At 66.0% G+C, this 25,278-nt stretch carries 19 protein-coding genes; 10 read left to right on the top strand and 9 right to left on the bottom strand.

From position 1 onward, the window contains the following. Positions 1-82: 82 nt before the first annotated feature. The 4 genes from ACQY4S_RS26660 to ACQY4S_RS26645 are packed head-to-tail and all read right to left on the bottom strand — an operon-like array spanning position 83 to position 8,556. Positions 83-3,112, bottom strand: coding sequence for a glycosyltransferase (locus ACQY4S_RS26660; protein WP_428488206.1), 3,030 nt, complete (start codon positions 3,110-3,112; stop codon positions 83-85). A 3-nt stretch (positions 3,113-3,115) separates the two neighbouring features. Continuing rightward, positions 3,116-4,912: a tetratricopeptide repeat protein gene (locus ACQY4S_RS26655; RefSeq protein WP_428488205.1), complete on the bottom strand. Its 1,797-nt coding sequence runs from the start codon at positions 4,910-4,912 to the stop codon at positions 3,116-3,118. Positions 4,913-4,964: 52 nt separating this feature from the next. Then, complete coding sequence (locus ACQY4S_RS26650; RefSeq protein WP_428488204.1) at positions 4,965-6,374, bottom strand: HlyD family type I secretion periplasmic adaptor subunit; 1,410 nt, start codon at positions 6,372-6,374, stop codon at positions 4,965-4,967. Next, positions 6,337-8,556: a peptidase domain-containing ABC transporter gene (locus ACQY4S_RS26645; protein WP_428488508.1), complete on the bottom strand. Its 2,220-nt coding sequence runs from the start codon at positions 8,554-8,556 to the stop codon at positions 6,337-6,339. The genes ACQY4S_RS26650 and ACQY4S_RS26645 overlap by 38 nt, the downstream gene beginning before the upstream one ends. Before the next feature lie 522 nt (positions 8,557-9,078). On the opposite strand from ACQY4S_RS26645, the gene ACQY4S_RS26640 reads away from it, so the two are divergent. Continuing rightward, on the top strand, positions 9,079-9,597 hold the full coding sequence (locus ACQY4S_RS26640; RefSeq protein ID WP_428488203.1) for an N-acetyltransferase family protein: 519 nt from the start codon (positions 9,079-9,081) through the stop codon (positions 9,595-9,597). A gap of 122 nt (positions 9,598-9,719) precedes the next feature. Further along, the gene (locus tag ACQY4S_RS26635) at positions 9,720-10,946 is read left to right on the top strand and encodes an AmpG family muropeptide MFS transporter (protein ID WP_428488202.1); all 1,227 of its coding nucleotides are present in this window, start codon (positions 9,720-9,722) and stop codon (positions 10,944-10,946) included. Positions 10,947-11,101: 155 nt separating this feature from the next. Here the strand turns inward: ACQY4S_RS26635 and ACQY4S_RS26630 are convergent, their stop codons facing one another. Continuing rightward, positions 11,102-12,376: an MFS transporter gene (locus ACQY4S_RS26630; RefSeq protein ID WP_428488201.1), complete on the bottom strand. Its 1,275-nt coding sequence runs from the start codon at positions 12,374-12,376 to the stop codon at positions 11,102-11,104. A 127-nt stretch (positions 12,377-12,503) separates the two neighbouring features. On the opposite strand from ACQY4S_RS26630, the gene ACQY4S_RS26625 reads away from it, so the two are divergent. From ACQY4S_RS26625 to ACQY4S_RS26595, 7 genes are all read left to right on the top strand, one after another. Continuing rightward, positions 12,504-13,724 carry a CaiB/BaiF CoA transferase family protein gene (locus tag ACQY4S_RS26625; RefSeq protein WP_428488200.1) on the top strand — a complete coding sequence of 407 codons (1,221 nt, stop codon included), beginning with the start codon at positions 12,504-12,506 and terminating at the stop codon, positions 13,722-13,724. Positions 13,725-13,786: 62 nt separating this feature from the next. Then, positions 13,787-14,671 (top strand): alpha/beta fold hydrolase, encoded by an 885-nt coding sequence (locus ACQY4S_RS26620; protein WP_428488199.1) that lies wholly within the window; start codon positions 13,787-13,789, stop codon positions 14,669-14,671. 4 nt (positions 14,672-14,675) lie between these two features. Then, entirely contained in the window at positions 14,676-15,572 is an 897-nt protein-coding gene (locus ACQY4S_RS26615) for a heme-dependent oxidative N-demethylase family protein (RefSeq protein WP_428488198.1), read from the top strand. A 121-nt stretch (positions 15,573-15,693) separates the two neighbouring features. After that, entirely contained in the window at positions 15,694-17,721 is a 2,028-nt protein-coding gene (locus ACQY4S_RS26610; RefSeq protein WP_428488197.1) for an AsmA family protein, read from the top strand. Between the two features lie 85 nt (positions 17,722-17,806). After that, positions 17,807-18,130 (top strand): NIPSNAP family protein, encoded by a 324-nt coding sequence (locus ACQY4S_RS26605; RefSeq protein WP_428488196.1) that lies wholly within the window; start codon positions 17,807-17,809, stop codon positions 18,128-18,130. Positions 18,131-18,426: 296 nt separating this feature from the next. Beyond that, positions 18,427-19,659 carry a molybdopterin-dependent oxidoreductase gene (locus ACQY4S_RS26600; protein ID WP_428488195.1) on the top strand — a complete coding sequence of 411 codons (1,233 nt, stop codon included), beginning with the start codon at positions 18,427-18,429 and terminating at the stop codon, positions 19,657-19,659. A 15-nt stretch (positions 19,660-19,674) separates the two neighbouring features. Beyond that, positions 19,675-20,052, top strand: coding sequence for a c-type cytochrome (locus tag ACQY4S_RS26595; protein WP_428488194.1), 378 nt, complete (start codon positions 19,675-19,677; stop codon positions 20,050-20,052). Between the two features lie 79 nt (positions 20,053-20,131). Here the strand turns inward: ACQY4S_RS26595 and crcB are convergent, their stop codons facing one another. From crcB to ACQY4S_RS26580, 3 genes are all read right to left on the bottom strand, one after another. Further along, the gene (gene crcB, locus ACQY4S_RS26590; RefSeq protein WP_428488193.1) at positions 20,132-21,352 is read right to left on the bottom strand and encodes a fluoride efflux transporter CrcB; all 1,221 of its coding nucleotides are present in this window, start codon (positions 21,350-21,352) and stop codon (positions 20,132-20,134) included. A gap of 10 nt (positions 21,353-21,362) precedes the next feature. Continuing rightward, on the bottom strand, positions 21,363-21,785 hold the full coding sequence (gene copM / locus ACQY4S_RS26585; protein ID WP_428488191.1) for a CopM family metallochaperone: 423 nt from the start codon (positions 21,783-21,785) through the stop codon (positions 21,363-21,365). 227 nt (positions 21,786-22,012) lie between these two features. After that, positions 22,013-23,347, bottom strand: a complete 1,335-nt coding sequence (locus ACQY4S_RS26580) for a trypsin-like peptidase domain-containing protein (RefSeq protein ID WP_428488190.1) — start codon at positions 23,345-23,347, stop codon at positions 22,013-22,015. A gap of 431 nt (positions 23,348-23,778) precedes the next feature. On the opposite strand from ACQY4S_RS26580, the gene ACQY4S_RS26575 reads away from it, so the two are divergent. After that, the gene (locus ACQY4S_RS26575; protein WP_428488188.1) at positions 23,779-24,369 is read left to right on the top strand and encodes a septal ring lytic transglycosylase RlpA family protein; all 591 of its coding nucleotides are present in this window, start codon (positions 23,779-23,781) and stop codon (positions 24,367-24,369) included. A gap of 35 nt (positions 24,370-24,404) precedes the next feature. Here ACQY4S_RS26575 and ACQY4S_RS26570 read toward each other — a convergent pair whose 3' ends face one another. Continuing rightward, positions 24,405-25,268: an S-methyl-5'-thioadenosine phosphorylase gene (locus tag ACQY4S_RS26570; protein ID WP_428488187.1), complete on the bottom strand. Its 864-nt coding sequence runs from the start codon at positions 25,266-25,268 to the stop codon at positions 24,405-24,407. Positions 25,269-25,278: the final 10 nt, after the last annotated feature.

Here is a 25,278-nt window from a genome sequence, read left to right as displayed (position 1 = left end):
GACCTCTTGGTGTTCTGGGCATTGTTCAGCTTATGCGACGGCTCAGGCAGGGTCGCGGGCGGGATGAAGCGCGTTCGCGGTGTTATGCATGATGAGGCGCCCCGGCCGCTACAACCAATGCGTTATTAATAGCACCCGCAGATAGACCTAATGGAAGCAGAAAACCTCTTCCGGTTGCACGAATGCGCTCAGCCGGCGCGCCGATATCGAATGCCGCGGCCGGCAGGCCGGCCCGCCAGATGTCGCCGAGACTGAGGCACCATGTTTCCGGCCAGATCGACGGCACGAAACCCAGGCGCGCATGCTGGGCGGTGATCAGGGCAACCGCCTCGTCCGGCTGATAATGACCGGTAACGAAGATGCGGCCAGTCGCCAGCAGGCGTTCATCGTCGATCGTGTGGCCGACAACAACGAATTCAAGGTTCAGGTCCCGCCGAACCGCATCGCGCGCGCAGGCGAGCAGGACGTCATAGCCCTTGTGCACGCCAATGCCGCCGACCACGCATATCAGCAGCCGGCCGTCGCGTTGCGTGCGCCGGCCAGCGCACGGGATGGCGGCATCGTCCTCATGCGGAATGGCCACCGGCGACAGGCCGGGGAAATGCCGCCGCATCCGGATGGCGGCATCGTTGGAAGGTGCAACGACAGCGCGTGCCGCGGCCAGGAAGCGTGCCGAACGGGTTCGCAGCGCGGCGACCGTGATGGTCTCCGACAAGAAATGGCCGAGGTCGGTGACACATGCCTCGCAGTCCGTCAGATCGGGTTCGCCGCAGTATCGATCATGCGCGCCCAGCAGCGACAGGCGCGGACAGAACCAGGCGTAGTCGTGGACATGCACGTCGTATGGCACACCGAGGCGGGTCACCAGATCATGGATCGCGGGTGAATGGCCGAGGACATGATGCACCTCCACACAGGCCGGCCTGGCAGCGCGCAGCAACCGGAGCAGGGCGGACAGTTCGCGTGGCATGGCATAGATCAGGTTCGGGAAACCGCGCGCGGTGCCGTCTTGAACAGCGATCGCGAGGCCGCCATCCGGCTGCGCCGCCGGGCGCAGCACGATCGGGCGCCGCCCGGCGGCGGCATGGTCGCGTCTGGCTTGTTCGATACGTCGCTCGACGCCGCCGCCGTCGTTGTGGGTGATCAGGATGACGGCGGGTTCCCTGCCCCGCCCGCCGGCGCTCCAGGCGGCCAGATCGATGCGTCGGCGGGCGGGCGCCAAGGGATCTTGCGCGATGAAGCGGGCGATTAGGGCGTCGTGCCCTGGATGCAGCCGTTCGATGATGCGGGCGTTGCGCGCGCGCAGATGGCTGGCGCTGGTGTCGAAGCTGGTGCCGCCATGGTGGCCGACGAACAGCCCGGCCAGCGCGACATTGCGCCAGCCCAGCCGGCGCGCGCGCAGGCAGAAGTCGTTCTCCTCGCCGTAGCCCTGGGCGAAGAGGTCGGCACGCAGGCGTCCCACCGCGTTCAGGCAGTCGCGGCGAAGGTATAGGCAGAATCCCACGCCGACGGGAATATCGACGACCTCGCCGCCGTTGGCGCGCCAAGCCAGGCGATCCAGCCGATCGGTTGTCGCCTGGTCGGGACGAGGATTGGTGCCGGTATTGCCGGGATAGCTGAGAATGGAGGCGTCGTTCGAGAGCGGCGTCACGGTGCCGATGTTGCGCGCGCTATAGGCCGCGTCGCGCAGGCGATCCAGCCAGCGTTGGGGCTTCGGCTGCGACACCGCCTGGTATGTTCCTTGCGGCACCAGCGTGTCGCTGTTCAGCAGCACCACGTCGCGACCGGCCGCCGCCAGGATCCCGGCGTTGGCGCTGGCTGGAAAGCCCAGCGCACGGGTGTGCCGGATCAGCCTGATCTCGCGGCGCCGCGCCAGGTTATCCAGCGTGGCGATCAGTGCCGCATCCGATGAGCCGTCATCCACCACGAGAACGCGTGTACCCGAAGCGGCAGCGGCGAGCACGCTGGCCAGGCACGCCGTGACGACCGCCGCGCCGTCGTGCACCGGGATCACCACGGTGACCTCACGCTTGCGACGATCCACGCCAACCGGTTCGGCGGGAACCGGCGCATTGGCGCGCAACATGGGACCTGACAGGGCGATGCGGCCGCGGGCCGCTGCCGTGCGCGGTTGGGCAGGATAGAGCCGCGCGAGCAGGCGAGCCGCGTCGCGCTGGGCTGCCGGTTCGGCGGCGGGATCAAGCGGACTGCCCAGCAGGTCCCAGCCGTCCGGGCCGCGGACATGGATCAGCGCGTTGGTATTCCCGCTGTCTTTCCCCTGGACGTTCCCCTTGGGGTTTCCTTGGGCCTGCATCAGGGCGTCGGCGGTCAAGCTGAAGAGCCGCGGCCGGGCGAGCGGTCCAGTATCCGGTATATCGACGGTCTCGGCGCTCGCGTGGACGGTCCGCTGATGCCGAACGGACGGGCCCGTCACGGTCAGCACCACGGGCGAGTCCGGGTCGCCAGGATGCCAGGCCCAGCCGCGGATGCCGCCCTGCCAGGCTTCCACACAACCGACGGTGCGGCGGATTCGGCTGATCTGAATTGGGCTGCCCAAGGCGGGTCGGCCGCCGATCGACACGTCGATGCGGCGGTTGCTTGTCCAGCCGGCAGGCAGGCGGGTGCCGCGAAGCGGTTTGCCGTCCAGACGGATCTCGATCCTGGCCGGGCTCGCGGGATGAATTTCCAGCGTGCCGCCGGAACTCAGGCCGCACCATCCCGGAGCGCCGGCAACGCAGGCAACCTGATCCGCGAGGGCCGCCAAATCCGGCCTGAAGGCATGTCCAGCCAGCACGCTGGCGAGCGGTTCGGCGGCCGCGGCGGCCGCACTGCTGCGCAGGGTTGCCGCGGCGACGCCGAACCAGGCATGGCGGTTATCGTGCTTTTCCGCGACGATGCGGAACAGGCTGGCGGCTCGGCTGGGATGCTGCGCCAGGCAGGCGCTCGCCAGCGACAACATCACATTCGGATCGTCCGGCACCAGCCGATGGGCGCGATCCAGCCAGCGCAGCGCGAGGCCGGTCTGCCCGGCGGCCAGTGCGGCATGGCCATGCGCCACTGCAGTGCGGGCGAGCGCGACGACGGATTGTTCACCGGTGCCGCTCGGCCGCACCGGTCAGTCGCCGGCGGCCTGAATCGCCGCTGTTTGAGTGGTCTCCGGCAGCGTCTCCCGCGCGGGCGGCAGCGCGGCGAGATCGGCCTTGGCGTCCTGCATCCCCTGGGCGAGGGCACGTTCCAGCCAGCGGCGGGCGGTCTCGGTATCCTGCACGCCGGCGAGGTTGCGGTACAGGTAGCGCCCCAGCATCATCTGGGCATAGGGATGGCCGCGTTCGGCGGCGGACTGGAACCAGCGCTGAGCGACGACGCGGTCCATCGCCACCTCGTGACCACCGCCATGCATCGCGCCGATGGCGAACATGGCGCCGACATGGCCCTGGTCGGCGGCTTTCTGAAACAGGACGAGGGCAGCCGGATGATCCTTGGACCCGCCGCGTCCGGACAGCATCATGTCGGCGAGCATCACCTGGGCGTCGATCATGCCGGCATCGGCGGCCTTGGTAATCCAGATGCGGCCTGCCTCGGGATTTGCTTCGACGCCGCGACCTTCCACCAGCATGCGGCCGTACCAGTATTGCGCGTTGACCACGCCATCGGCGGCGCGCAGCAGCCATTCGGCGGCCTTGCGGTCGTCACGCTCGATGCCGACGCCCTCGGCCAGGCAGACGCCGAAATTGAACGCCGCGATCAGGTCGCCGGAGGCCGCCGCCTGTTCGAACCATTCCCGCGTGCGGACCTGGTCCTGCTCGTCGCCATGGCCGCGCAGCAGCAGGTTGCCGAGATCGACATGGGCGTTGGTGTCACCCGCCTGGGCGGAGACGCGGAACAGCCTGGCGGCCTCCTGCTGATCGCGCGGCACGCCGGCGCCGGTCAGGTGCAGCATACCCAGGGCACGGGCGGCGCCGCGATGGTTGGCGTCCGCCGCCCGCTTGAACCACATGGCCGCCTCGGCGTAGTTCGGCGGCAGGCTACCGCCCTTGGCATAGATGTCGCCGACCAGCGCGGCGGCTTCCGCATCGCCGGCCAGCGCGGCGCGACGGAGCCAGGACTCGCCTTCCACGGGGTTCGCCTCGACGCCGTTGGCCTGCATGAGCGCGAAGCCCCACCGGGCCTGGGCGCCGCGATGGCCCTTGATCGCCGCCTGGCGGTAGCAATTCGCCGCGACGGCGCGATCCTGCGGCACGCCAAGGCCACGTTCATTGACCATGCCGAAGAGGTACAAGGCGGTTGCCAAGCCCTTGTCCGCCGCCTCTCGCAGGTGGCGCAGCAGTTCCGCCTGGTTCTCCGGGTTGTTGGCGTCCCGGGCCAGGACGAGGGCATAGCCAAGCTGGCCCTGCGGACACCCGCCGGCGGCGGATTTCTTGTACCAATCGTCGCCTTCTTGCAGGTTGCGCAAGTCTTCCGGGCCGCCGGTCAGGATATATCCAAGGACCGCCTGCCCCTCGACGGAGCCGCCCTCCGCCGCAAGACGCGCCCATCTGGCGGCGGCGGCGAAATCGGGTTCACCTAGACTCTGACCGCTGAACAGGCCACTGCCGACGGCGGGGCCGGCCTCGGACTCGCCGGCCGCCATGCCGTGCAGGCAGAGTGTCGCGAGCAGAGCCTGCGCCTCCACATAGCCCCTGGTCGCCGCACGCTCGACCCAGCGCACGCCTTCGGATCGGCTGGGCGGGACGCCGGCGCCTTCCAGGTAGCAGCGTCCGATGCGGAACTCGGCTTCCGGCAGAGCGGAGCGCGCCGCCTTCGACAGCAGCGGGAAGGCGGACTTGACGTCGCCGTCCTCCTGCAGCCGGATTGCCCGCCTCAAGGCAGCTTGCGGCGAGAACCCCGCGATGAGCCTGGTGAAAAGAGCCATGTCTGTTGCGTCCGGGGTCTGTTTCGGTCCGGTTACGGCTGGCGGGGAGCCTTCACGGCTCCCGCATGCCTTCGGTGGCCAGCGGCACGAGCTTGCCGAGGAGGTAGTGCATCACGGTCTGCTTGCCGATCCGGATGTCCGCCTCGATCGGCATGCCGGGAACCAGATGGAAGTTCTTCGGTGTGCCATGCAGGTTGATCTCATCGAGTGTAATCCTGGAGCGATACCAGACCGTGCCCATCGTCTGCTGCATCGGTGCGGCGCCGGTCGGGTTGCGCTGCTCGTCCTGCGCCGAGAAGCTGTCGGCGCTGACCAGGCGGACAACGCCGTGCGCCAGACCGTATTGCGAGTACTGGAACGTATCGAACTTGATATCGACGGGATCGCCGACATGGACATGTCCATCGTCCTTGCCGGCGATATTGGCCTCGACTTCCAGCGGCGCGTCGGACGGCACCAGGGTGATGAACTGCTGGCCCGCGGTCAGCACGGAGCCAACCGACACCTTGCCGACCGTCAGCACGGTGGCATCGCGTTCCGCGCGCAGCTCGACGAGCTGGCGGCGGAGCTGCGCCTTGTTCAGGTTTTCTCGGGCATCGGACAGCTTGGCGAGGGCATCGGTCAGCTTCTCCGCCACATCGGCATGCCAGCTCTGCACGTAGCCGTTGCGTTCGGCGATCAGCGCCGCGAGGTCTCGTTGGGCACCGGCCGAGGTCTCCCGCGCGGCATCCAGATTGCGTTGCATCTCGGCTCGGCTGTCCATCGCCGACAGGGTGTTCAGCTTTGAACCGACGTTCATATGCTCAAGGTCGCGCCGCATCTGCTCCAGCGTCTTGGCGTAGTTCAGCCGGTCGGCATAGCTGACCTCGTCGGCGCGGGAGCGGGCCAGGGTGGCGGCCAGGCTGTCCGCCTTCTGCCGGTAGTTCTCCATCTTGAAGTTGAATTCCGACTGGCGCTGGGCATAGACGGCGGCCTGGAACGCCAGGTTGGGTTCCAGGCCGGTGTAGGTAAACGGGCGGTTGGCCATCTCGGCCTGCATGCGGGAGACCTGAGCCTGAAGCGCGGCGACCTGCGCGACCAGCGCGCCGAGGTCGGCGGCGGCGAAGGTGGGATCGAGGCGGGCCAGCACCTGGCCGGCATGCACGACGTCGCCGACCGACACGTCGATCGAGCGAACGATCGATGTCTCCAGCGGCTGCACCACTACGGTGGGCGCGCGGGAGACAACCACGCCGCTGGCGGTGACGACCTGGTCGACCTTGATGACGGCGGCGAGGACGATCAGCGCCAGGATCATACTGGTGATGGTCATCGTGAAGCCGCGCGCGATCCGCGGCATCGGCATGTTGATGATCGCGCTGGAGGGCGACTGATACTCTAGGATGGCCGGCAAGGTCGGATCGTGCCGGTCAGCCGCCGCCGTACTAATCGCCTTGGAGGAGGGTCGGAGCAAGAGCTGCATGACCTGAACCTTCTTTGTTGAGATGGCGGTTTTGCTGGTTCCAGAGCGTGCGGTAGATGGCGCAACGCTCCAGCAGCGCGGCATGCGGGCCGATATCCATCAGCCGGCCCCGCTCGAGCACCAGGATCAGGTCGCAATCGACCAGGGAGGACAGCCGGTGCGAGACGATGAACATTGTCCGGCCGCGGGCGATACGCGCCAGGTTGGCGTTCACCAGCGCCTCCGATTCCGGATCGAGCGCGCTGGTCGCCTCATCCAATATCAGGATGCGCGGGTCGGTGATTAGCGCGCGGGCAATTGCCAGGCGCTGGCGCTGGCCGCCGGACAGGTTGGGCGAGCCTTCCTCGATATAGGTTTCATAGCCGTTCGGCATCCGCTCAATGAATTCCTCGGCGCCGGCGAGACGGGCGGCCCGGATCGCGTCATCGAGCGTGAGGCCCGGACGGCCGGCGAGGATATTGTCGCGGATCGAGCCGCGGAACAGGAAGTTCTCCTGCAGCACGACGCCGAAGCTGGACCGCAGGTGGCGCAGGTTGATTTCCCGCAGGTCGGCGCCGTCGATCTTGAGGAAGCCGGAATATTCCCGGTTGATGCCCTGCAACAGGCGGGTGACGGTGGATTTGCCGGAACCCGAGCGGCCGACCAGGCCGAGCATGGTGCCGGCTGGAACTGAGAAGCTGATGCGGTCGAGCGCGGGCAGCTTGGTGCCGGCATAGGTGAAGGTGACGTCGTCGAAGCTGACCGCGCCGGCGAATTTCGGTCGCAGCCCGCCGGACGCGGCATCGATCTCGAGCGGCCGGTTGAGCACCTCGCCGGCCTGCATCATCGAGCCGGCGACCTCCTCCCATTCCTCCACCAGGCGTGCCAGGCTGACCAGCGGCGTGCTGACGCGCTGGGCCAGCATCATGAACGCGATCATGCTGCCCATCTGATAGGTGCCGCTCTCGTCCGACAGCGCCAGGTAGGCGTTCACCAGGATGACGCCCATCCACATGAACCGTTCGATCGGCGTGACGAGGGTCTGCGGCCAGTTGGACAGCTTGCCGAGTTCCATGCGCCACTTGCCGACCTCGGCGACCTTCTCGTCCCACAGCGCCTTGCGCTGCGGCTCCAGCGCCAGCGACTTGACGGTCTTGATGCCGAAGATCGTCTCACCCAGCACGGCGGACTTCATCGTCTCGGCGGCGATCACCCTGCTGTAGATCAGTCGGAGCGGCCGCAGGAAGGCCAGGATGATCAGCATGATCGATGTGGCGCAGACCAGCACGATCCATGCCAGGGTGGCGTTGAGGTAGAACAGGAACGGCAGCAGGACCGCCAGCGTGATCATGTCCAGCAGGGTGGTCATCAGCTTGCCGGTGATGAACTGGCGCACCGCGTTGACCTGGGTCACGCGATACATCGTCTCGCCGGCCGGGTGGCGCTCGAAGTAGTCCAGCGGCAGACGGATCAAGCGGTTGAACACATGCAGGTTGAGCTTGGCGTCGGTACGCACGCCGACCACCAGGATGATCAGGCGGCGGGCGTAGCCCAGCAAGGTTTCATACAGCACCAGGACGAGGACGAAACTGGAGATCAGGAACAGCGTCGAGTAGCTGTGGTGGGACAGCACCCGGTCGACCACCTGCATGACGATCAGCGGCGGCACGATGGTCAGGATGCTGATGGAGAACGAGGCGATCAGCAGGTCGCGGAGGTGCTTGCCTTCCTGCATCACCAGGCTGGTCAGCCAGCGCAGGGTGAAGGGCGGGTCGGCCTCGGACTGGCTGCGGTCCGCCCGCAGCAGGACGGCATCACCGCTCCAGACCTCGGCGAGGCGCATCTCGTCGACCGGGATCGGCGGTTCGGCTTCCGGCGCGCGCGGATCACGGATGAAGACGATCCTGGTTTCGGCGTTGGAGCCGGTCAGCAGGCCGGCGGACCCGTCGTTGAACAGCAGGACGACGGGGCCGGCGCCGGTGACGGAGAACAGATGCCGCCAGCGCAGGCGAAGCGCGCGTGACCACATGCCGGTATCCTGGGCCCATTTCGACAGGGCCGCGGCGGTGGGCGCGGTTTCGTTCGGACCGGGCCGGAAATCGGCGGGATCGAGTTCCAGACCGTAATAGCGGGCCGCCATCATCAACGCGAGCAGCCGCGGATGGATCGGCCCGCTGCCGGGGGCAGCCGCGGCGGACGACATGCCAGCGCCGCTGCCGCCGCCACTCGCATTCGACCGGGCAACCGTTATCGGCGCGCGGTTGCCGCCGAGTGACCCCGGTGAGTGTCCGTCGGATATATCCACAAGCTAACCCTTTTAGCGGCGCAGCAGGCAACGGCGAACCATCCCGGCGATGATCCAGGTGGCCACGTTGCTTCGCCCGGTTGATAACACGGATGCAAGATCCCCGACATCCACCGAATAGCGGACCGGTGGGGCCGATTTCCGCGAACCACATCCCCAAATCGTCATTATCTCGGCGACTTGTCGATCACGGTCACGATTATGTCGAATTGAAGCCGGCGATCCAACAGAAATCTTTATTTCGACATCGCACTAGAACCGCCGCCGAACAAAGCTGGCGCCTTACGACGTTTCCGATACTGTCAGGCGAGGGTCAGCAGCGAAACCCCATTATTCGTGGCGTGCCGTGGAACGGCCAGTCGTCAAGGCGAAAATTTCCGCATAGTCTCGGGGCAGCGATCAGGAAGGAATGTGACGGATATGGATATTCGACATGCAACGGAAGCCGACATCGCTGACATCCAGACCATCTACGCGCATCACGTCCTGAACGGAACCGGAACCTTCGAGGAAGAGCCGCCGCCGGTGGAGGAGATGCTGGCACGCTTGCGCAAGGTCATGCGGCAGGACTGCGTCTGGCTGACGGCCTGTGATGCGACCGGCGTCCTCGGGTTTGGTTATTATACACCGTTTCGCGAACGCTCCGCGTACCGCTATACCGTTGAAGACAGCATCTACGTGCGCGAGGACGTGCGCGGCCAGGGCGTTGGCAAGGCGCTGGTGGCGAAGCTGATTGAACTCGCCACCGCCCAGGGGATGCGGCAAATGATCGCGGTGATCGGTGATTCGGAGAATGTCGGCTCGATCGGGGTGCATGCCAGCCTGGGCTTTCATATGATTGGCACGATGAAGTCCGCCGGTGTGAAGTTTGGCCGCTGGGTCGATGTCGTGACCATGCAGCGCGCGTTGGGCCGGGGGGATGCGAATATTCCGGCGTAGCGCGTGATGCCACGAGGTTCACCCGTCGGAAGGCGTGGATCGCGTGATCAGACCGGGAGTCAAGCCATGATCGGACGCTGGTGATGATGCATTCTGAACCGATCATGGCGTAAGTCCGGCGGATGCGCCTTGATCGGCAACTGGCGGTGATGGCGGCCTATGGCTTCGTCTCGGGGCTGCCGCTGCCGCTGTCCGGCTTCACGCTGCGTCTGTGGTTGTCCGATGGCGGGGTCTCGCTGGCGGTGGTCGGGCTGACGGCATGGATCGGCCTTGCCTATTCACTGAAATTCCTTTGGGCGCCGCTGCTGGACCAGCCGCCGCCGATGGCGGGCTTGCGCGTGCTGGGGCGACGACGCGGCTGGCTGATGCTGATCCAGCCGCTGCTGGCGGTTGCCGCGGTGCTGCTGGCGCTGGCCGATCCGGGGGTTCTGGTCCTGGGGGTTCCCATGCTGGCATTTGGTGCCGCGGCCGGCGTGGCGGTCCTGTCGGCGACTCAGGACATCGCCATCGATGCCTGGCGGATCGAGGTCTTTCCGGAGCGGCGGCAGGGGGTCGCACTGGCGGCTTATGTGTGGGGCTACCGGATCGCCTTGCTGGTTTCCACCACCGGCATCATCGCCGCGGCTGGATTGTTCGGCTGGCGCGCAGCATTGCTGGGGGGCGCCGCCCTGATGGCCTGCGGCTGTGGCATCACGCTGTTGGCGCCGGGCGAACCGCCCAGCCCTGGACGTCCGGCCGCCGGCTTGCGTCATGCGGTGGTCGAGCCGGTGCGATCGTTCCTGGCGCGGCCCTCGGCGCTGCTGATCGTCGCGTTCGTGGCGCTGTTCAAGCTGGGCGAGGCGATGGCCGGCCTGATGACCGCGCCGTTCTACCGGCATCTGAGGTTCGACAAGGCGGCGATCGCCGGAACCGGGCTGTTTTCGCTTGGCGCGACGCTGGCCGGGATCACCTTCGGCGGCTGGCTGGTGACGCGGATCGGTGTCGGGCGAACGCTGCTGATCACCGGCTGGGCGCAGACCGTGGCGATGGGGATGTACGTCGTGCTGGCGGGTGCGGCCGGCGATCAGCCGACCCTGTATGCAACCGTCACGCTGGAGGCATTTGCCCAGGGTCTGGCGGATGCGGCATTCCTCACGTTCCTGTCAGCCCTGTGCGCGCGGGAATTCGCGGCGACCCAATACGCCTTGCTGTCCTCGCTGCCGCAGCTTGCCATTCACACGCTTGGCGCGGTGTCCGGCGTGATGGCAGCGTCGCTGGGATGGCCGTTGTTCTATGGTGTGTGCATGGCCGGTGCGGTGCCGGGAATGCTGCTGATGCTGGTGCTGCTGCGCCGCGGAGCGGCGGCGTGAGAGGAAGCAAGATCGGGGCGCTGCCCCGAACCCCGCCAAGGGCTGACGCCCTTGGAACCCATTTAGGGATTTGGCGGAGAGGGGGCGACCGAGGCGGTTGCAACGACTGAGTAGCCCCCTCTCCGCCAAATCCCTGGACGGGGATCAAAGGGGCATCAGCCCCTTTGCGGGTCCAAGGCAGCGCCCTGGCCTACCTTCGCCCGCATCAGGCCGGAGCGCCGCCGCGCGGGATCACGCGCCAGGCGGCTGACAAGCGCGACGATCACCACGAGGTTGCCGAGGTTGAACAGCACCCCGACGCCGAAGGCGACCGTGTAGGACAAATACACATCATACAGCCAGCCGCCGAACCAACTGCCGGCCGCCATGCCGGACATCGCGGTGAACAACACCATCGGGATGCGCCAGGACGCCTGCTTCGCCGGGAACAGGTCACGGATGGCCACCGAATAGGATGGTATGATGCCGCTGAAGCCAAGTCCGAAGGCGCCAGCGATGGTAAACAGGCCAATCTCGTTCCGGGTCAGCATGAAGGCGCCGATTGCCAGCATCTGAAAGAATGATCCAGTCATTATGGTGCGCAGGCCGCCGAAGCGGTCGGCGAAGGCGCCCCAGAACTGGCGGGACAGAAAGGCGCAGGCCAGCATCACCGACAGCATCGCGGCGCCCTGGACGGCGGGAATTCCGACATCGCCGCAGAGCGCTACAAGGTGGGACGCCGGTAGCGCCATCGGCACGCAGCAGAGGAAACTGGCCAGGCAGATCAGTGCCATCGCGACATTGGGCGGCATGCCCAGGACGGCTTGGCCGGCGCCAGGCAAGCCGGCGGCAGGGCCGAGCGGCGAGGATTTGGCTTCCGGGGCGGCATGCAGCAGGGGCAGCAGCGGCAACAGTGCCAGCACCACCACGGCGTAGGCCAGCATCGTCGCCTGCCAGCCATAGCGATCGATCCCGGCCTGCATGACGGTGGGCCAGATGATGCCCGAGACATACTGGCCGGAGGATATCAATGCGATGGCGGTGCCACGGCGGCGATCGAACCAGCGGCTGACATGGACTATCAGCGGCGCATAGATGGCGCCATTGCCCAGGAAACCGATCAGCAGGCCATGGCCGACGAGCAGCGCCCAGATGGTCCCCAGGCTGGACAGGGCCAGACCGGCCGCCATCATGGTCACGCCCAGCATCACCGTCCGGCGCACGCCGATGCGGTCCGCCAGCCAGCCCATCAGGATACCGCCGAGACCGTTGCCGATCCACACCAGCGCCGCCACCACCGACAGCACGCCGCGATCGACATGCAGCGCCGCCTGCATCGGCTTCAGGCCAACAACAATGATCAGAGGCGAGCCAAACGAAATCGACAGAATCAGCAACGTCAGCAGAGCGGCGTGCCAGGATCGCGGTCCTTCAATCGAGTCCTGAGTCATTTTCCGTGTATCCCCGTCCCGGGCTGTTCGGCCATATCCCGCTCTCGGGATTGGTCGCTTGCCTCTTGGCGATCTAGACTGTTTACCGAGTTGTGCTGCGAAAGATCAACTACAACTGGAGGGCGATATGACAGAACCTGCGGGCGTACAAGCCACCGGTCCGCTCCGGGGCCTGCGCGTCTTCGATCTGACCCGTGTCCTGGCCGGTCCGACCTGTGCGCAGATGCTGGCGGACCTTGGCGCGGAGGTGATCAAGATCGAGCGGCCCGGTGCCGGCGACGACACCCGCGGCTTCGCCCCGCCAACCATGTCGGGCACCCGTGAAAGCGCCTATTTCGTCGGCGTGAACCGCAACAAGCAATCGGTCACCCTGGATATCGGCCGGCCGGAAGGGCAGGAGATCGCCTTGAAGCTGATCGCCGGCAGCGACATCCTGGTGGAGAACTTCAAGGTCGGCGCGCTGGCGAAATACGGTCTCGGCTACGAGCAGCTTCGCGCCCGGTTCCCGCGGCTGATCTACGGCTCGATCACCGGCTTCGGCCAGACCGGTCCCTATGCGCCGCGGCCGGGCTACGACAGCCTGATCCAGGCGATGGGCGGCGTCATGAGCCTGACCGGCGAGCCGGATGGCCTGCCGCAGAAGGTCGGCGTGCCGGTGGCCGACCTGTTCGCCGGCCTGTACGGCTGCATCGGCATCCTGGCGGCGTTGCGGCACCGCGACCTGACCGGGGAAGGCCAGCAGATCGACATCGGCATGCTGGACACTCATGTCGCCTGGCTGGCGAACCAGGGCATGAACTACCTGGCGACCGGGGAGAATCCGGTGCGCCTGGGCAACCAGCATCCCAACATCGTGCCCTATCAGGTGTTCCCCACCGCCGACGGCCACATGGTCCTGTCGATCGGCAACGACGCCACCTTCAAGCGCTTCTGCGAGGCCTTCAAGCTGACCCATCTGCTGGAGGATCCGCGCTTCGTCAGCAATGCCGCGCGGGTCGGCAACCGCCAGCTTGTCACCGACACCCTAAGCCCGATCATGCGGCAGCAGCCGACTGGCTGGTGGGTCGAGCGGCTGGAGACGCTGAAGATCGGCTGCGGCCCGATCAACAAGCTGTCCGAGGTATTCTCCGACCCGCACGTGCTGGCGCGCGACATGGTGCTGGAGATGGCGCACGGCTCCGGCCAGCCGGTGAAGATGATCGCCAATCCGGTGAAACTGTCGGCGACACCGGTGGATTACCGGCTTCCCCCGCCGCTGCTGGGGGAGCACACCGAGGCGGTGCTGGGTGACCGCCTGGGCCTGGACGCGGCTGCCGTCGCGGCGCTGCGGGAGAAGGGGGTGGTCTGATGGGCGCGCCGTTCCCCGGTTCGCTGCCTGCGGATGCCCGGTCCTGCGTGGCGCCCCCTTCCGTGGCATCCCCTTTTGCGGTGCGCCGTTCCGATGCGCCCATGGCCGGCTCGGTCCGCTACCTGCTCGCCGGCCAGTTTCACCGCATGGCATTCGAGGCGTGGGGCGATCCGGCGGCGCCGGTGGTGGTCTGCGTGCATGGCCTGACGCGCAACGGACGGGATTTCGATGCGCTGGCAGCCGGCCTGGCCGACCGGTTCCGGGTGATCTGCCCTGACCTGCCGGGGCGCGGAGAGTCGGACTGGCTCGCCGATCCGATGCTGTATCAGGCACAGCACTATGTCACCGCATTGACGCACCTGCTGGCCTGGATCGGGACGACGGTCGCCTGGGTCGGCACCTCCCTGGGCGGCGTCTGCGGCATGCTGATCGCTGCCGCCGAAGGCACGCCGATCACCCGGGTGGTGCTGAACGACATCGGTCCGTTCATCCCGGCCGGCGCGTTGGCACGGATCCGGGACTACATGGTGGCTTCCGGCGACTCGCCGCTGATGTCGCGGTTTCCGGATATTGAGTCGATCGAGCGGCATCTGCGCCTGATCCATGCGCCGTTCGGACCGCTGACCGACGAACAATGGGCGCAGTTGGCGCGCAACTCGGCGCGGGCGCTGCCGGATGGGCGGCTTACCATGCACTACGACCCCCGCATCGCCGAACCGCTGCGTGGGCATGATCCGGCTGATGTGGACATGTGGCCGCTGTGGGACCGCATTCGCATGCCGCGTCTGGTGATCCGCGGTGCGGCCAGCGATCTGCTGCTGGCGGAGACAGCCGCCCGAATGGCGGCGTCCGGCGCCGTGCTGTCCGAGGTGCCGGAGACCGGGCACGCGCCAGCGCTGCTCGACCCGGCGCAGATCATGCTCATCCGATCGTTCCTGAGCGGTTGAGACGATGCGGCCGCTGCCGGAGCAGGCGGTGCATCTGCCGTTCGAGGCTGCACCCTATCGCATGGCGATGGACCTGGTGACCGTGCCGGAGGCGGCGTGGTTTGAACTCGACCAGGCCTACAAGCCGGACATGGCGGAGCGCCGGCGTCTGCTGGAAACCGCGCATGATCAGGTATTCGCCGCCGGCGCTGCCTCTGGTCCGGCGCGGGCGGAGGCGCTGGCGCTGATCGCGGCGGCCCTGACGGCGCATCACCCGGACTGGTTCAGCCGCCAGGGCCAGAGGCTGCACAACCAGTTGAGCCATGAGACGTGGGATCTGGAACACCCGGCGCTGGACCCGCTGGAACTGGCGGGGAGGCTGGTGCAGGAGGATCTCTGCGTGATCCAGAACGGTGCCGAAGGGCCGGTGTTCACCGCCGCGGTGCTGTGCTTTCCCAGCCGGTGGCGGCTGATCGACAAGATCGGCAAACCGCTGGTCGGCGTTCACGGTCCGGTGCCGTTCTACGCCGACCGCCTGGCTCGCCCGGTGGACCGGTTCATGCGGCATCTGAAGGTGGGGCCGATCGCGTCCCGGCTGAACTGGTCGGTGCTGGACGATCCGGCGCTGTTCCAGCCGGAAGGGAAATGGCGGGTCGATGGGGGCAGCGACGTCACGCCGGAGAACGCGGGATCGCGGCTGTTCCTGCGGGTGGAGCGGCAGACGCTGCGGCGCCTGCCGGCGAGTGAGGCGGTGCTGTTCGGCATCCGCGTGCATGTCTACCCGTTGACCCAAGCCATCGACAGGCCCGCTCGGGCGGCGGCGCTGGCTGCCGCGGTGCGGGCGTTGCCAGTCGAAATCCTGCGTTACAAGAGTGTGCTGCCGTTCCGCAACGCGCTGCTGGGCTGGCTGGAGGATCGGTAGCGGCAGCCGCCTGCCGGTGACATTCCGCGCTTGAAGATTCGATACGTTTACTACACAAGGCTTTTATGATCTGTGCGGAAACCAATCGGAAACCTTCGATGATTCGGCCCGTTACGTCTGCATGACAGGTAGCCGCACCACACGACGTCTGCTCTGGGTCGGCATTCCGGTGGTGCTGATCGTTCTGCTGGTCGTGTTCTGGAACTGGGACTGGTTCATCCCAATCGTGCAGTCCCGCGCCTCCGCCGCGCTTGGCCGGCCGGTCACCATCGCCCACCTGCACGTCCGGCTGGGCCGCGTCACCGAGATCGCCGCGGACGACGTGGTGATCGCCAACCCGCCGGACTGGCGGAGCGGCGATCCGCCGCTGGCATCGGTCAAGCAGTTGACGGTGCAGGCCGATGTGTGGGCCTACATCCAGGGCCACGGCCTGGTCCTGCCGCTGATCGGGCTCGACCGGCCTGTCGTCTACGCGGCCGAAACGACGAACGGCTCCGCCAACTTCAAGTTCTCGACTGGAAGCGGCGGCGGCGGCGGCGCGTCGCCCAAGATCGGTGACCTGAAGATCACCGACGGTGATGCGCATGTCGTGCTGCCGCAGTTGAAGGCTGATTTCAAGGCGCGGATCGCCACGCGGGACGATGCGGGCAACGGCTCGTCCATCGTGGTGAGCGCTAACGGCACCTACGCCGCCCAGCCGATCGAGGCCCACCTGGTTGGCGGCGCGTTGCTGTCGCTGCGCGACAAGGAGCATCCCTGGCCGATCGACCTGACGGTGGCGAACGGTCCCACCCATGTTGGGCTGAAGGGTACGGTGCGGGATCCGCTGGCGCTGAAGGGGGCGGACCTGAACCTGCGTTTCAGCGGCCCGGACATGGGGCTGCTGGAGCCGCTGGTAGGCTTTCCAATTCCCAAGACACCCTCGTACGAAGTGGCGGGCAAGCTGGATTTCGCTGGTCTCAGCGACATCAAGTTCGAGGATTTTCGTGGCCGGCTGGGCCAGTCCGATGTCGAGGGCAGCATCGAGGAGAAACCGGACGCGGCCGAAACCGGCAAGAAGAAGATTCCAGATGTCACGATGGACCTGCGATCGAACCGGGTTGACCTGACCGACCTCAATGGCTTCATCGGCGGCCAGCCGGGCCAGTTGAACGGCAAGGATGAGACGCCGCGGCAGCGCAAGGAGGTCGCGGCGGCGAGAGCCAGCCCGGAGTTGCTGCCGAACACGCCGATCAGCGTGCCGCGGCTGACCTGGGCCAACATCCACCTGCGCTATAAAAGCGCGCACATCGAAGGCAAGGACGTCCCGTTCGACAACCTTACGGTCGTGCTGGACGTGGTGGACGGGCGCATCACCGTGCACCCGATCAGCCTTGGTGTCGGCAAGGGACAGTTGACCGGCGATGTCGACCTGACGCCTGAATCGACAAAGAACGTGCGGGCGAAGATCGATCTGCGCATGCAGAACCTGGATGTGTCGCGCCTGATGGCGGCGACGCACACCTTCAAGGGAGCTGGCACCGTCAGCGGCGTGGGCACGATCGACAGCACCGGCAACTCGATGGCATCGCTGATGGCGAACGGAGATGGCGGGGTGAAGATGGCGATGGCCGGCGGCAACCTGTCAGCCTTGCTGGTCGATCTGACCGGTCTTCAGTTCGGCAACGCCCTGCTCTCGGCACTCGGCATTCCGCAGAAGACGGACGTGCAGTGCTTTGTCGGCGACCTGCCGCTGAAGCGCGGAGTACTAGATTTCAAGGCGTTCCTGCTCGATACCGGTGAGGCGCTGACCAACGTTGGCGGCAATGTTGATCTGCGGGACGAGAAGGTCGACCTGCATCTAAAAACCGCCGCCAAACACTTCAGTGTCCTGTCGCTGCCGACCGACATCGATGTTGGCGGCACGTTCAGGGATCCGAGCATCCGCCCGGCGGCGGAGGTCGCGGCGCGGGCGGGCGCGGCGGTGGGGCTTGGCATCCTGTTCGCCCCGCTGGCGATCCTGCCGACGATCCAGTTCGGCACCTCGGACGCGCAGGACGCGCGGTGCGGCAACCTGCTGCGTCAGGCGCGGGCCGAGGCGGGCGGCAAGGCGCTGCCCGCCCAGCAACAGAACGCCGAAGGCGGGAAGACGCCGGCCACGGCGCGCTGAACCGGCCGCGAACGTTGCGTCCCGACGCGGATCGTGGCTTGCTGGCAAGCAGGCGGGGGCGTCCCGATCCTGACAGGAGGAACCGATGGCATTCTACGAACTGCGCCAATACAAGGTGCTGCCCGGCAAGATGGACGACTGGGTGACGATGATGGAACAGGAGATCATTCCCTTCCAGATGTCGAAGGGCATGGTGATCTGCGGCAGCTTCCAGGGCGAGACGGATGCGTCCGTGTACGTCTGGTTGCGCCGGTTCGAAAGCGAGACGCAGCGGGAAGCCCTGTACAAGGCGGTCTATGAGTCGGATCATTGGAAGACGCAGATCGCGCCGCGAACGCCGGAGTACCTGGATCGCTCCGCCATGGTGATTACGCGGATCGTGCCAACGCCGAAATCGACGGTGCAGTAGCAGACGACACGGCGGCAGGCAGGGCGTCGTCATGCAGCGCGCCCGGTTCTCCCGCGAGTGATGTCCCGTGGGAGCAATATCGGCCTGTTGTCTTTCACTAGAGCGTGATTGCCTGAGGCTGACCCAGTCAGAAAGCGTGAATCACGCGATCAAACAACGAGTTAAAGCGCGATTCGTGGGTCAACCTAAACCAATCGCGCTTTAACAGGTGATGCTGTCCGGGCGGACGGTTAAGGCGCCCCTACCATCCTGCCGCGAGACCGCCGTCGGATGAACGCGATTGGAGGAGATGGGGCATGTCAAGCCTGGAATGGATCAATCACGCTCGAAGCAGGCGTCATGTCCTGCAGGCGGCGGCGGCCATGCTCGCCGCGGCACCAGCCTGGGCCGATGACGTCGTCAAACTCGACCTTCCGGGCGGCCCAGATGAGCGGGCGCTGACGACGGCTTTTCCGGAAAAGGGCCAGATGATCCTGCAGCGGACCCGGCCGCCGCTGCTGGAGACCCCGTTTCCCGTGTTCGACCGCGATGTCTTCACCCCGAACGACCAGTTCTTCGTGCGTTGGCATTGGGGGGTGATACCCGAACAGATCGACGTGGCGGCCTTCCGGTTGACGGTGCGCGGTCAGGTGAACCAGCTGCTGACGCTGTCGATGGCGGATGTGCTGGCTCTGCCGCGGGTCGAGCTTGCCGCGGTCAACCAGTGTTCCGGCAATTCACGCGGCCTGTTCCAGCCACGCGTTTCCGGCGGCCAGTGGGCGAACGGCGCCATGGGCAACGCGAAATGGACCGGCGTGCGGCTGCGCGACGTGCTGGACCGCGCCGGCGTCAAGGCCGGCGCCGTCGCCGCACGCTTCAATGGCCTGGATGAGCCGGTGGTGGATGGCGCACCGGATTTCATGAAGTCGCTCGGCATCGATCATGCGCGCGACGGTGAGGTCATGCTGGCCTATCAGATGAACGGGGCGCAACTGCCGCTGCTGAACGGCTTTCCGCTGCGCCTGATCGTGCCCGGCTGGTACTCGACCTACTGGGTCAAGATGCTGAACGATATCGAGGTCCTGGACGCGCCGGACGAGAATTACTGGATGAAGGCGGCTTATCTCATTCCCGACACGCCGGGTGCCAGCGTCAAGCCCGGCGAGACCGGGTTCAACAACGTGCCGATCAACCGCATGGTGCCACGATCGTTTTTCACCAACCTGTCCGATGCAACCACCATCAGGCGTGATGCACCGGTGGCCGTGCGTGGGATTGCCTTCGGCGGCGACCGTGGCGTCGCGCGGGTGGACCTGTCCGCCGATGGCGGTAAGACCTGGCTGAATACAACACTAGGCCGCGACGAAGGGACCTATGGGTTTCGGCAGTGGACAGCCGAGGTCCGCGCGCCGGCATCGGGCGTCTTGACCCTGATGGCGCGGTGCACCAACACCGCGGGTGTGGTCCAGCCATCGCAGCCGAACTGGAACAGTGGCGGTTTCATGCGCAATGTCATCGAGAGCGTGCATCTGACCGTTCGCGAAGCCTGACCGAGGAGGTTCGCCATGGCCGTGTTCAGCAATTCCCAAGTCAACCGCATCGTTGTCGTGCTTGCGGTCGTCATGTGGGCCGCCGTCAGGGGGTCTGGCGCCGTGCGCGCGGACTCCTCCACTGTCACGGCCGCCGGTGTTACCCTGCACTCAGTGAGCGTTGACCTTCCTGGCAGCGACCGGTCCTTCCCGAATGCCGCTGGAGCGGAGGCGGTCAACAACAACTGCACCGGTTGCCATTCACCAGGCATGGTGCTGACCCAGCCGCCCTTGCCGGCGTCCGTTTGGCAAACGGAGGTAAACAAGATGCGGACCACCTACAAAGCGCCCATCGTGGCGGAGGACGTGCCGGCCATTGTTGCTTACCTGACGCAAATCGACGGAGCGAAATAGCGCCGGCGCGGGCTGATTCCGTGGGTCTTGCCCGCCATGCGCCTTCTTATGATCCCAGGCACGGTATGTCCGCCGCAGATCAATGATGCAGCAGCACCGGCAGATCGGCGTTCGCCAGAACGTCGCGGGTGGCGCCGCCGAGCATCATCTCGATGATCCGGCTGCGCGTGTAGGCACCCATCACCAGCAGGTCGGCCTCGACGAGGCGCGCCTCGGCCAGGATAGCCTCGCCAATGCTCCGGCCGCCGACCTGGAAGCGCTTCACCTCCACGGGCACATGGGCGTTCGTGAGCGCACGGAGCAAATTGGCTGGCTCCGCCTCATGGCCGGCTTCCTCCCGTCCGATCAGCACGGTCACCCGATCCGCCCGCAGCAGCAGCGGCCGCCCCGCTTCGATCACCTTGTCCACCGCCTCACTCGGCTTCCAGGCGACCGCGACGTGCTGCCCTAGCACGCCTGGCGCAACGTCCGGCACCAGCAACGTCAGCAGGCGAGCGTCGAACAGTGCGGCATGCAGGGCCTGACGCATGCCGCCAGGGTGGCTGGCGGGCGGCCGACCCATGACGATCAGGCCGGCATTGGCGGCTTCGGCGGTGACAATCTTCGCGGTCTCCCCCGTCACGTCCCGCCACGTCGCCGCGTCGTCGCGGGGCAGCCAGGCATCGAACAGGGCGTGCAGTTCCGCCGTGCGGCGGGCGGCGCGGCCATCGACTTCGCGCTGGCGATCCTCCGTCATGACGTCTTCGGTGGGCATGAAGTCTTCCATCGCGTCGTAACGGATGTGCAGCGCCTCGATGCGGCCGGAGCCGAACCGATCCGCCGCCAGCGCGGCCGCGGCAAGCACCGAACGAGCCGTCTCGGGCCGATCCAGCAACGCGAGTATCGTGGGTGACATGAAGCCTGCCTGCTTCCGCCCGGCGCCGATCCGTTCGGCGGACATCTGGCCGGCGGTGACGGCCAACAGGCACAGCACGATCGACAGCATGATGTTGCCCATCGCGCCGAACCAGTTGCCGTCCCGTGCGAGGGAGAATGTCTGCAGACTGAACGAGGAGAAGGTGGTGAACCCGCCGCAGACGCCCACCATCACGAAGGCTCGCAGGTTTGGACCGGCCGGCATGGCGCCGTCCGCCACGGTCAACGCGCCGACGAAGCCGATGACGAAGCTGCCCACGATGTTGATGGCGATCGTGCCCCAGGGAAACGCGTCGCCCCACACGCGGCTTGCCATCAGCCCAAAACCATACCGGCCGACGCTGCCCAGGGCGCCACCCAAGGCGACGTATAAGCAGGCGATCATGCGGGATGTCTTATTGCGATGGATGGTGGCGGAGCTGCCAGCGCTGCATCTGGGTGATTTCCCTTGTCTGGGCGGCCACGATCTTGTGGGACAGTCGCAGCAGCGTCGGGTCCTTGCCGTAGCGCAGCTCCACCCGCGCCATGTCGATGGCACCCTGATGGTGCGGGATCATCATCGCGGCGAAATCGCGGTCCGGGTCGCCGGTCATCGGCACATCTGTCATGTCCTGGGCCATTTTCTCCATGCTGGCCATCATGTCACGGTCCGCGGCGTCAGGGTTGCGCGACGGGCCTGCCTGAGGAGGACTCGCCTGAGGGGCTGTCGGCCCAGGCGGGGGCGGCGATGTCCCTGTATCGGGCCGCTGCGCGAGCGCCGGCGCGGCCAGCACGAACACAGCGAAAGCAAGGGCCAAGCGACGGCGGCATGGATGCATGATCAGGCGACTCCGTGCTGGTGGTGAGAACGGTCCCATGATGCATGACATTGCGCGGCGCGCGTAGGGCGGTCGGTCGCAACGCGACGGGAGCGCCCGACCTGACTGAAAGGCGGGGCTTCGGCGGCATCGCGGCCGAACGCCAGCGTGCGCCGGCCACGACGGATCTCACGCCAGCGCTGTTCAATCAGGCATTCATGGTCTGGTTGGCACGCCGCAACAGGTCCCTACTCGGGAACCGCGATCGCGATCCATGTGCGCTGCTTGTGGCGTTCCACCAAAAGCGCGGTGAAGGCGCGCTTGTTCGTGCGGGTCGCCTGAAGAACGCGCAGCGCCTGGTCGGGATCGGACACCGGCTGCTGCTGCACCTGCAGAATAACGTCGCCCTTCTGGATGCCGCTGTCGGCCGCTGAGCCGGTCGGATCAACGGCACTCACCAGCACGCCGTCTTTCGATGCCGGCGCCAGTTGCAGGCCAAAGCTGCTTGGCGAGGTTTCGCGGAGCACGGGCGGCCTGCCTTCAGGCCATCCCTGGATCGCCACGTGGACGACCTGCCGCGCACCGTCGCGAAAGATGTCAAGGAAGGCGTCGCCGCCGATCGGTGCCTGTGCCACCTTCCGTGCCAGGTCACGCGGATCCGAGATGGGCTGCCCGTCAAACGCGAGGATCACATCACCAGACCTGATCTGACCATTCATCATGTCGTCGCCCCCGGTATCGAGCGAGTCGACCAGAGCGCCATGCAGGCCGGGCGCGCCGATTGCCCGCGCGATCCTCCAGGTGAGCTGCTGCGTGCGGATCGGCAGCATGCCTGCCCTGATCTGACCATCCTTCATCAGACGCCGCATGACGAAATGCAATTCATTGGATGGGATGGCGAACCCGAGCCCGACCGAACCGGCGGAGGTTCTGGGCGCATACAGGACGCTGTTCATGCCGATGACCTCACCCAACAGGTTGAAGAGCGGGCCGCCCGAGTTGCCATGATTGATTGGTGCGTCGGTCTGAATGTAATCGTCGAACGGGCTTTCCATGATGTCGCGGTTGATGGCGCTGACGATGCCGGCGGTGACGGTCTCATCGAAGCCGAATGGACTGCCGATGGCGATGACCGTGTCGCCGACGCGCATCTTGTCGCTGTCGCCAAACCGAACGACAGGCAGCGGTCTGTCGGTATCGATCTTCAGCAGCGCCATGTCCGCTTTCGAGGTGATGCCGATGATGGACGCCCTGTGGCGGACACCATCGGCGGTTGCCACATAGACCGCGACCGCGTCTTCGATGACATGCTTGTTCGTGGTCACGAAGCCGGATGGATCAATCAGAAAGCCCGATCCTATTGCCATGGTGTTTTTCTCGCCCGAGGCGCTGGCGACATCCATTCCTGGCTTATCGGTTGCCGGTTTGGCCGGTTTCACGGTCACGATCCTGACAACCGCAGGCCCGACCTTCGCAACGACGTCGGCAATCGCGTCCGCTGACCCATTGGCCTGGGCAGATCGCGGCTGGATCAGGTTCAGGGACAGGAAAGCCATGAGAATGGCTAGGAATTGCGTCAGCATGCTGATTGGTCGACTCCGACACATGCTGCCTTCAAGATCATTAACCATTCCAAATATTTACCCGTTGAGAGACAGCCCCTATCGTCTGGCCTGAAGAAGTCCCGCTGTCTCGACGTTGTGTGGGAGAACGCGGGCGCGCAGAGGAAGTAGACCGGCGACATGGCGATGACATCTTTCCACCATACCGTAACACATTTCAAATTAATTTGACTGCACCAGGACGTTGCGTTCAAGCGGACCGTGGCGCTGCGCGGGAATGAGTGCCGGTTCCAGATCAAGGTCTGGATTCGCAGGTCTTTTTCACCGTATCCGCGGCGATAGCGAGATACGCAGGCTCATCCCATTTGTTCCTATTTAGGAACAAATTCGTCGTGTTGATTGGAACCTTCTGCTTTCGCATCCTATACCGAACAAAGAAGGAGACAAAGATAATGACAGCATGGCGTGCGCTTATGCTCGCTGGGTTGATCGGCAGTGTACCAGTTGCCGCAATCGCGGCCGAACTGTCGCCAGACTCGCCGCAAGCGAAGCAGGAGGCCGAGCGTCTGGACAAGATGCCGGATACGACGCCGCATGGCGGGGTGCATGTCGACCGCTCGGGCCGCAAGGAACGTGGACGCGCGTCGTTCTACGCCAGTCACTTCGCCAACCGAAAGATGGCGGACGGCCGCCGCATGAACCCGAATTCCAACATCGCGGCCAGCAAGACGCTGCCGCTGGGAAGCGTGGCGAAGGTGACAAACCTGGCGAACGGAAAAACCACCACGGTGAAGATCGAGGACCGCGGACCATACGTCGACGGGCGGGTCGTGGACCTCGCCCCAAAGGTCGCGACACAGTTGGACATCGGCAAACAGGGCGTCGCACCTGTGGAGGTCAAACCAATCACCGTGCCGCAGCCTGATGGCGGCGTGAAACTGGGCGCCGGCGCGGCGGCGGCGAGCCCGGTTGAAGTCAGGCAGGCAACCGAGGTGACGAAGTCCCTGACCGAGCCGAAAAAGACCGAGACCGCTGATCGGTAGACCAAAGGCGGCGGGCCCCTTTGACACCCGTGCTTTCAGGACGTCAGCACACGCCCCGCGACGGCATCCAGTTTCGCCGCAAGCGCCGGATCGCGGCGATCGGATGCAGTGATCACGGCATGGTCGAGCGCGCGGTCGCAGCCACAGGGACACAGCGACCGCTTCTGCCCGATCGCCGGCACAACGCTTTGCACGAGCGACCGCGCGTGATCCGCGTTGGCCAGAAGAACTCGGACCACGGCTTCAACCGTGACATGGTCGTGGCCCGGATGCCAACAATCGAAATCCGTCACCATCGCAACCGTCGCGTAGCAAAGCTCGGCTTCACGGGCGAGCTTGGCTTCCGGCATGTTGGTCATGCCGATGACGCTGCAGCCCCAGCTTCGATAAAGCTCACTTTCCGCTTTGGTGGAGAACTGCGGGCCCTCCATCACCAGATAGGTGCCGCCACGGGTAATTGGCAGCGCCAGGTTGGCGGCGGCGGCGTGCAAGGCGTCGCCGAGCCGTGTGCAGACCGGTTGCGCCATGGAGACATGTGCCACGATGCCGTCGCCAAAGAAGCTTTTCTCGCGCGCGAAGCTTCGATCGATGAACTGGTCCACGACGACGAAATGGCCGGGCGGCAACGCTTCCTTCAGGCTGCCGACCGCCGATAGCGAGATCACGTCGGTGACGCCGGAGCGCTTCAGCGCATCGATATTGGCGCGATAGTTCAGGTGGGTCGGCGATGTCGGATGGCCGCGTCCATGCCGGGGCAGAAAGACGCAGTCAATGCCGGCGAGGCGCCCGAACAGCAGCTCGTCGGACGGCGTGCCCCACGGGGTCTCGACCCGGCGCCAGGTCTTTGCCTCCAGGCCGTCGATATCATACAGGCCGGAGCCGCCGATGATCCCGATCACCGGCTGGGTT

Origin of the sequence: Rhodopila sp. (genome assembly GCF_965276935.1) — a bacterium.
GTDB lineage: Bacteria > Pseudomonadota > Alphaproteobacteria > Acetobacterales > Acetobacteraceae > Rhodopila.
Note: the sequence above shows the minus strand (reverse complement) of the source record. Positions and strands in the feature narration are given on the sequence as shown.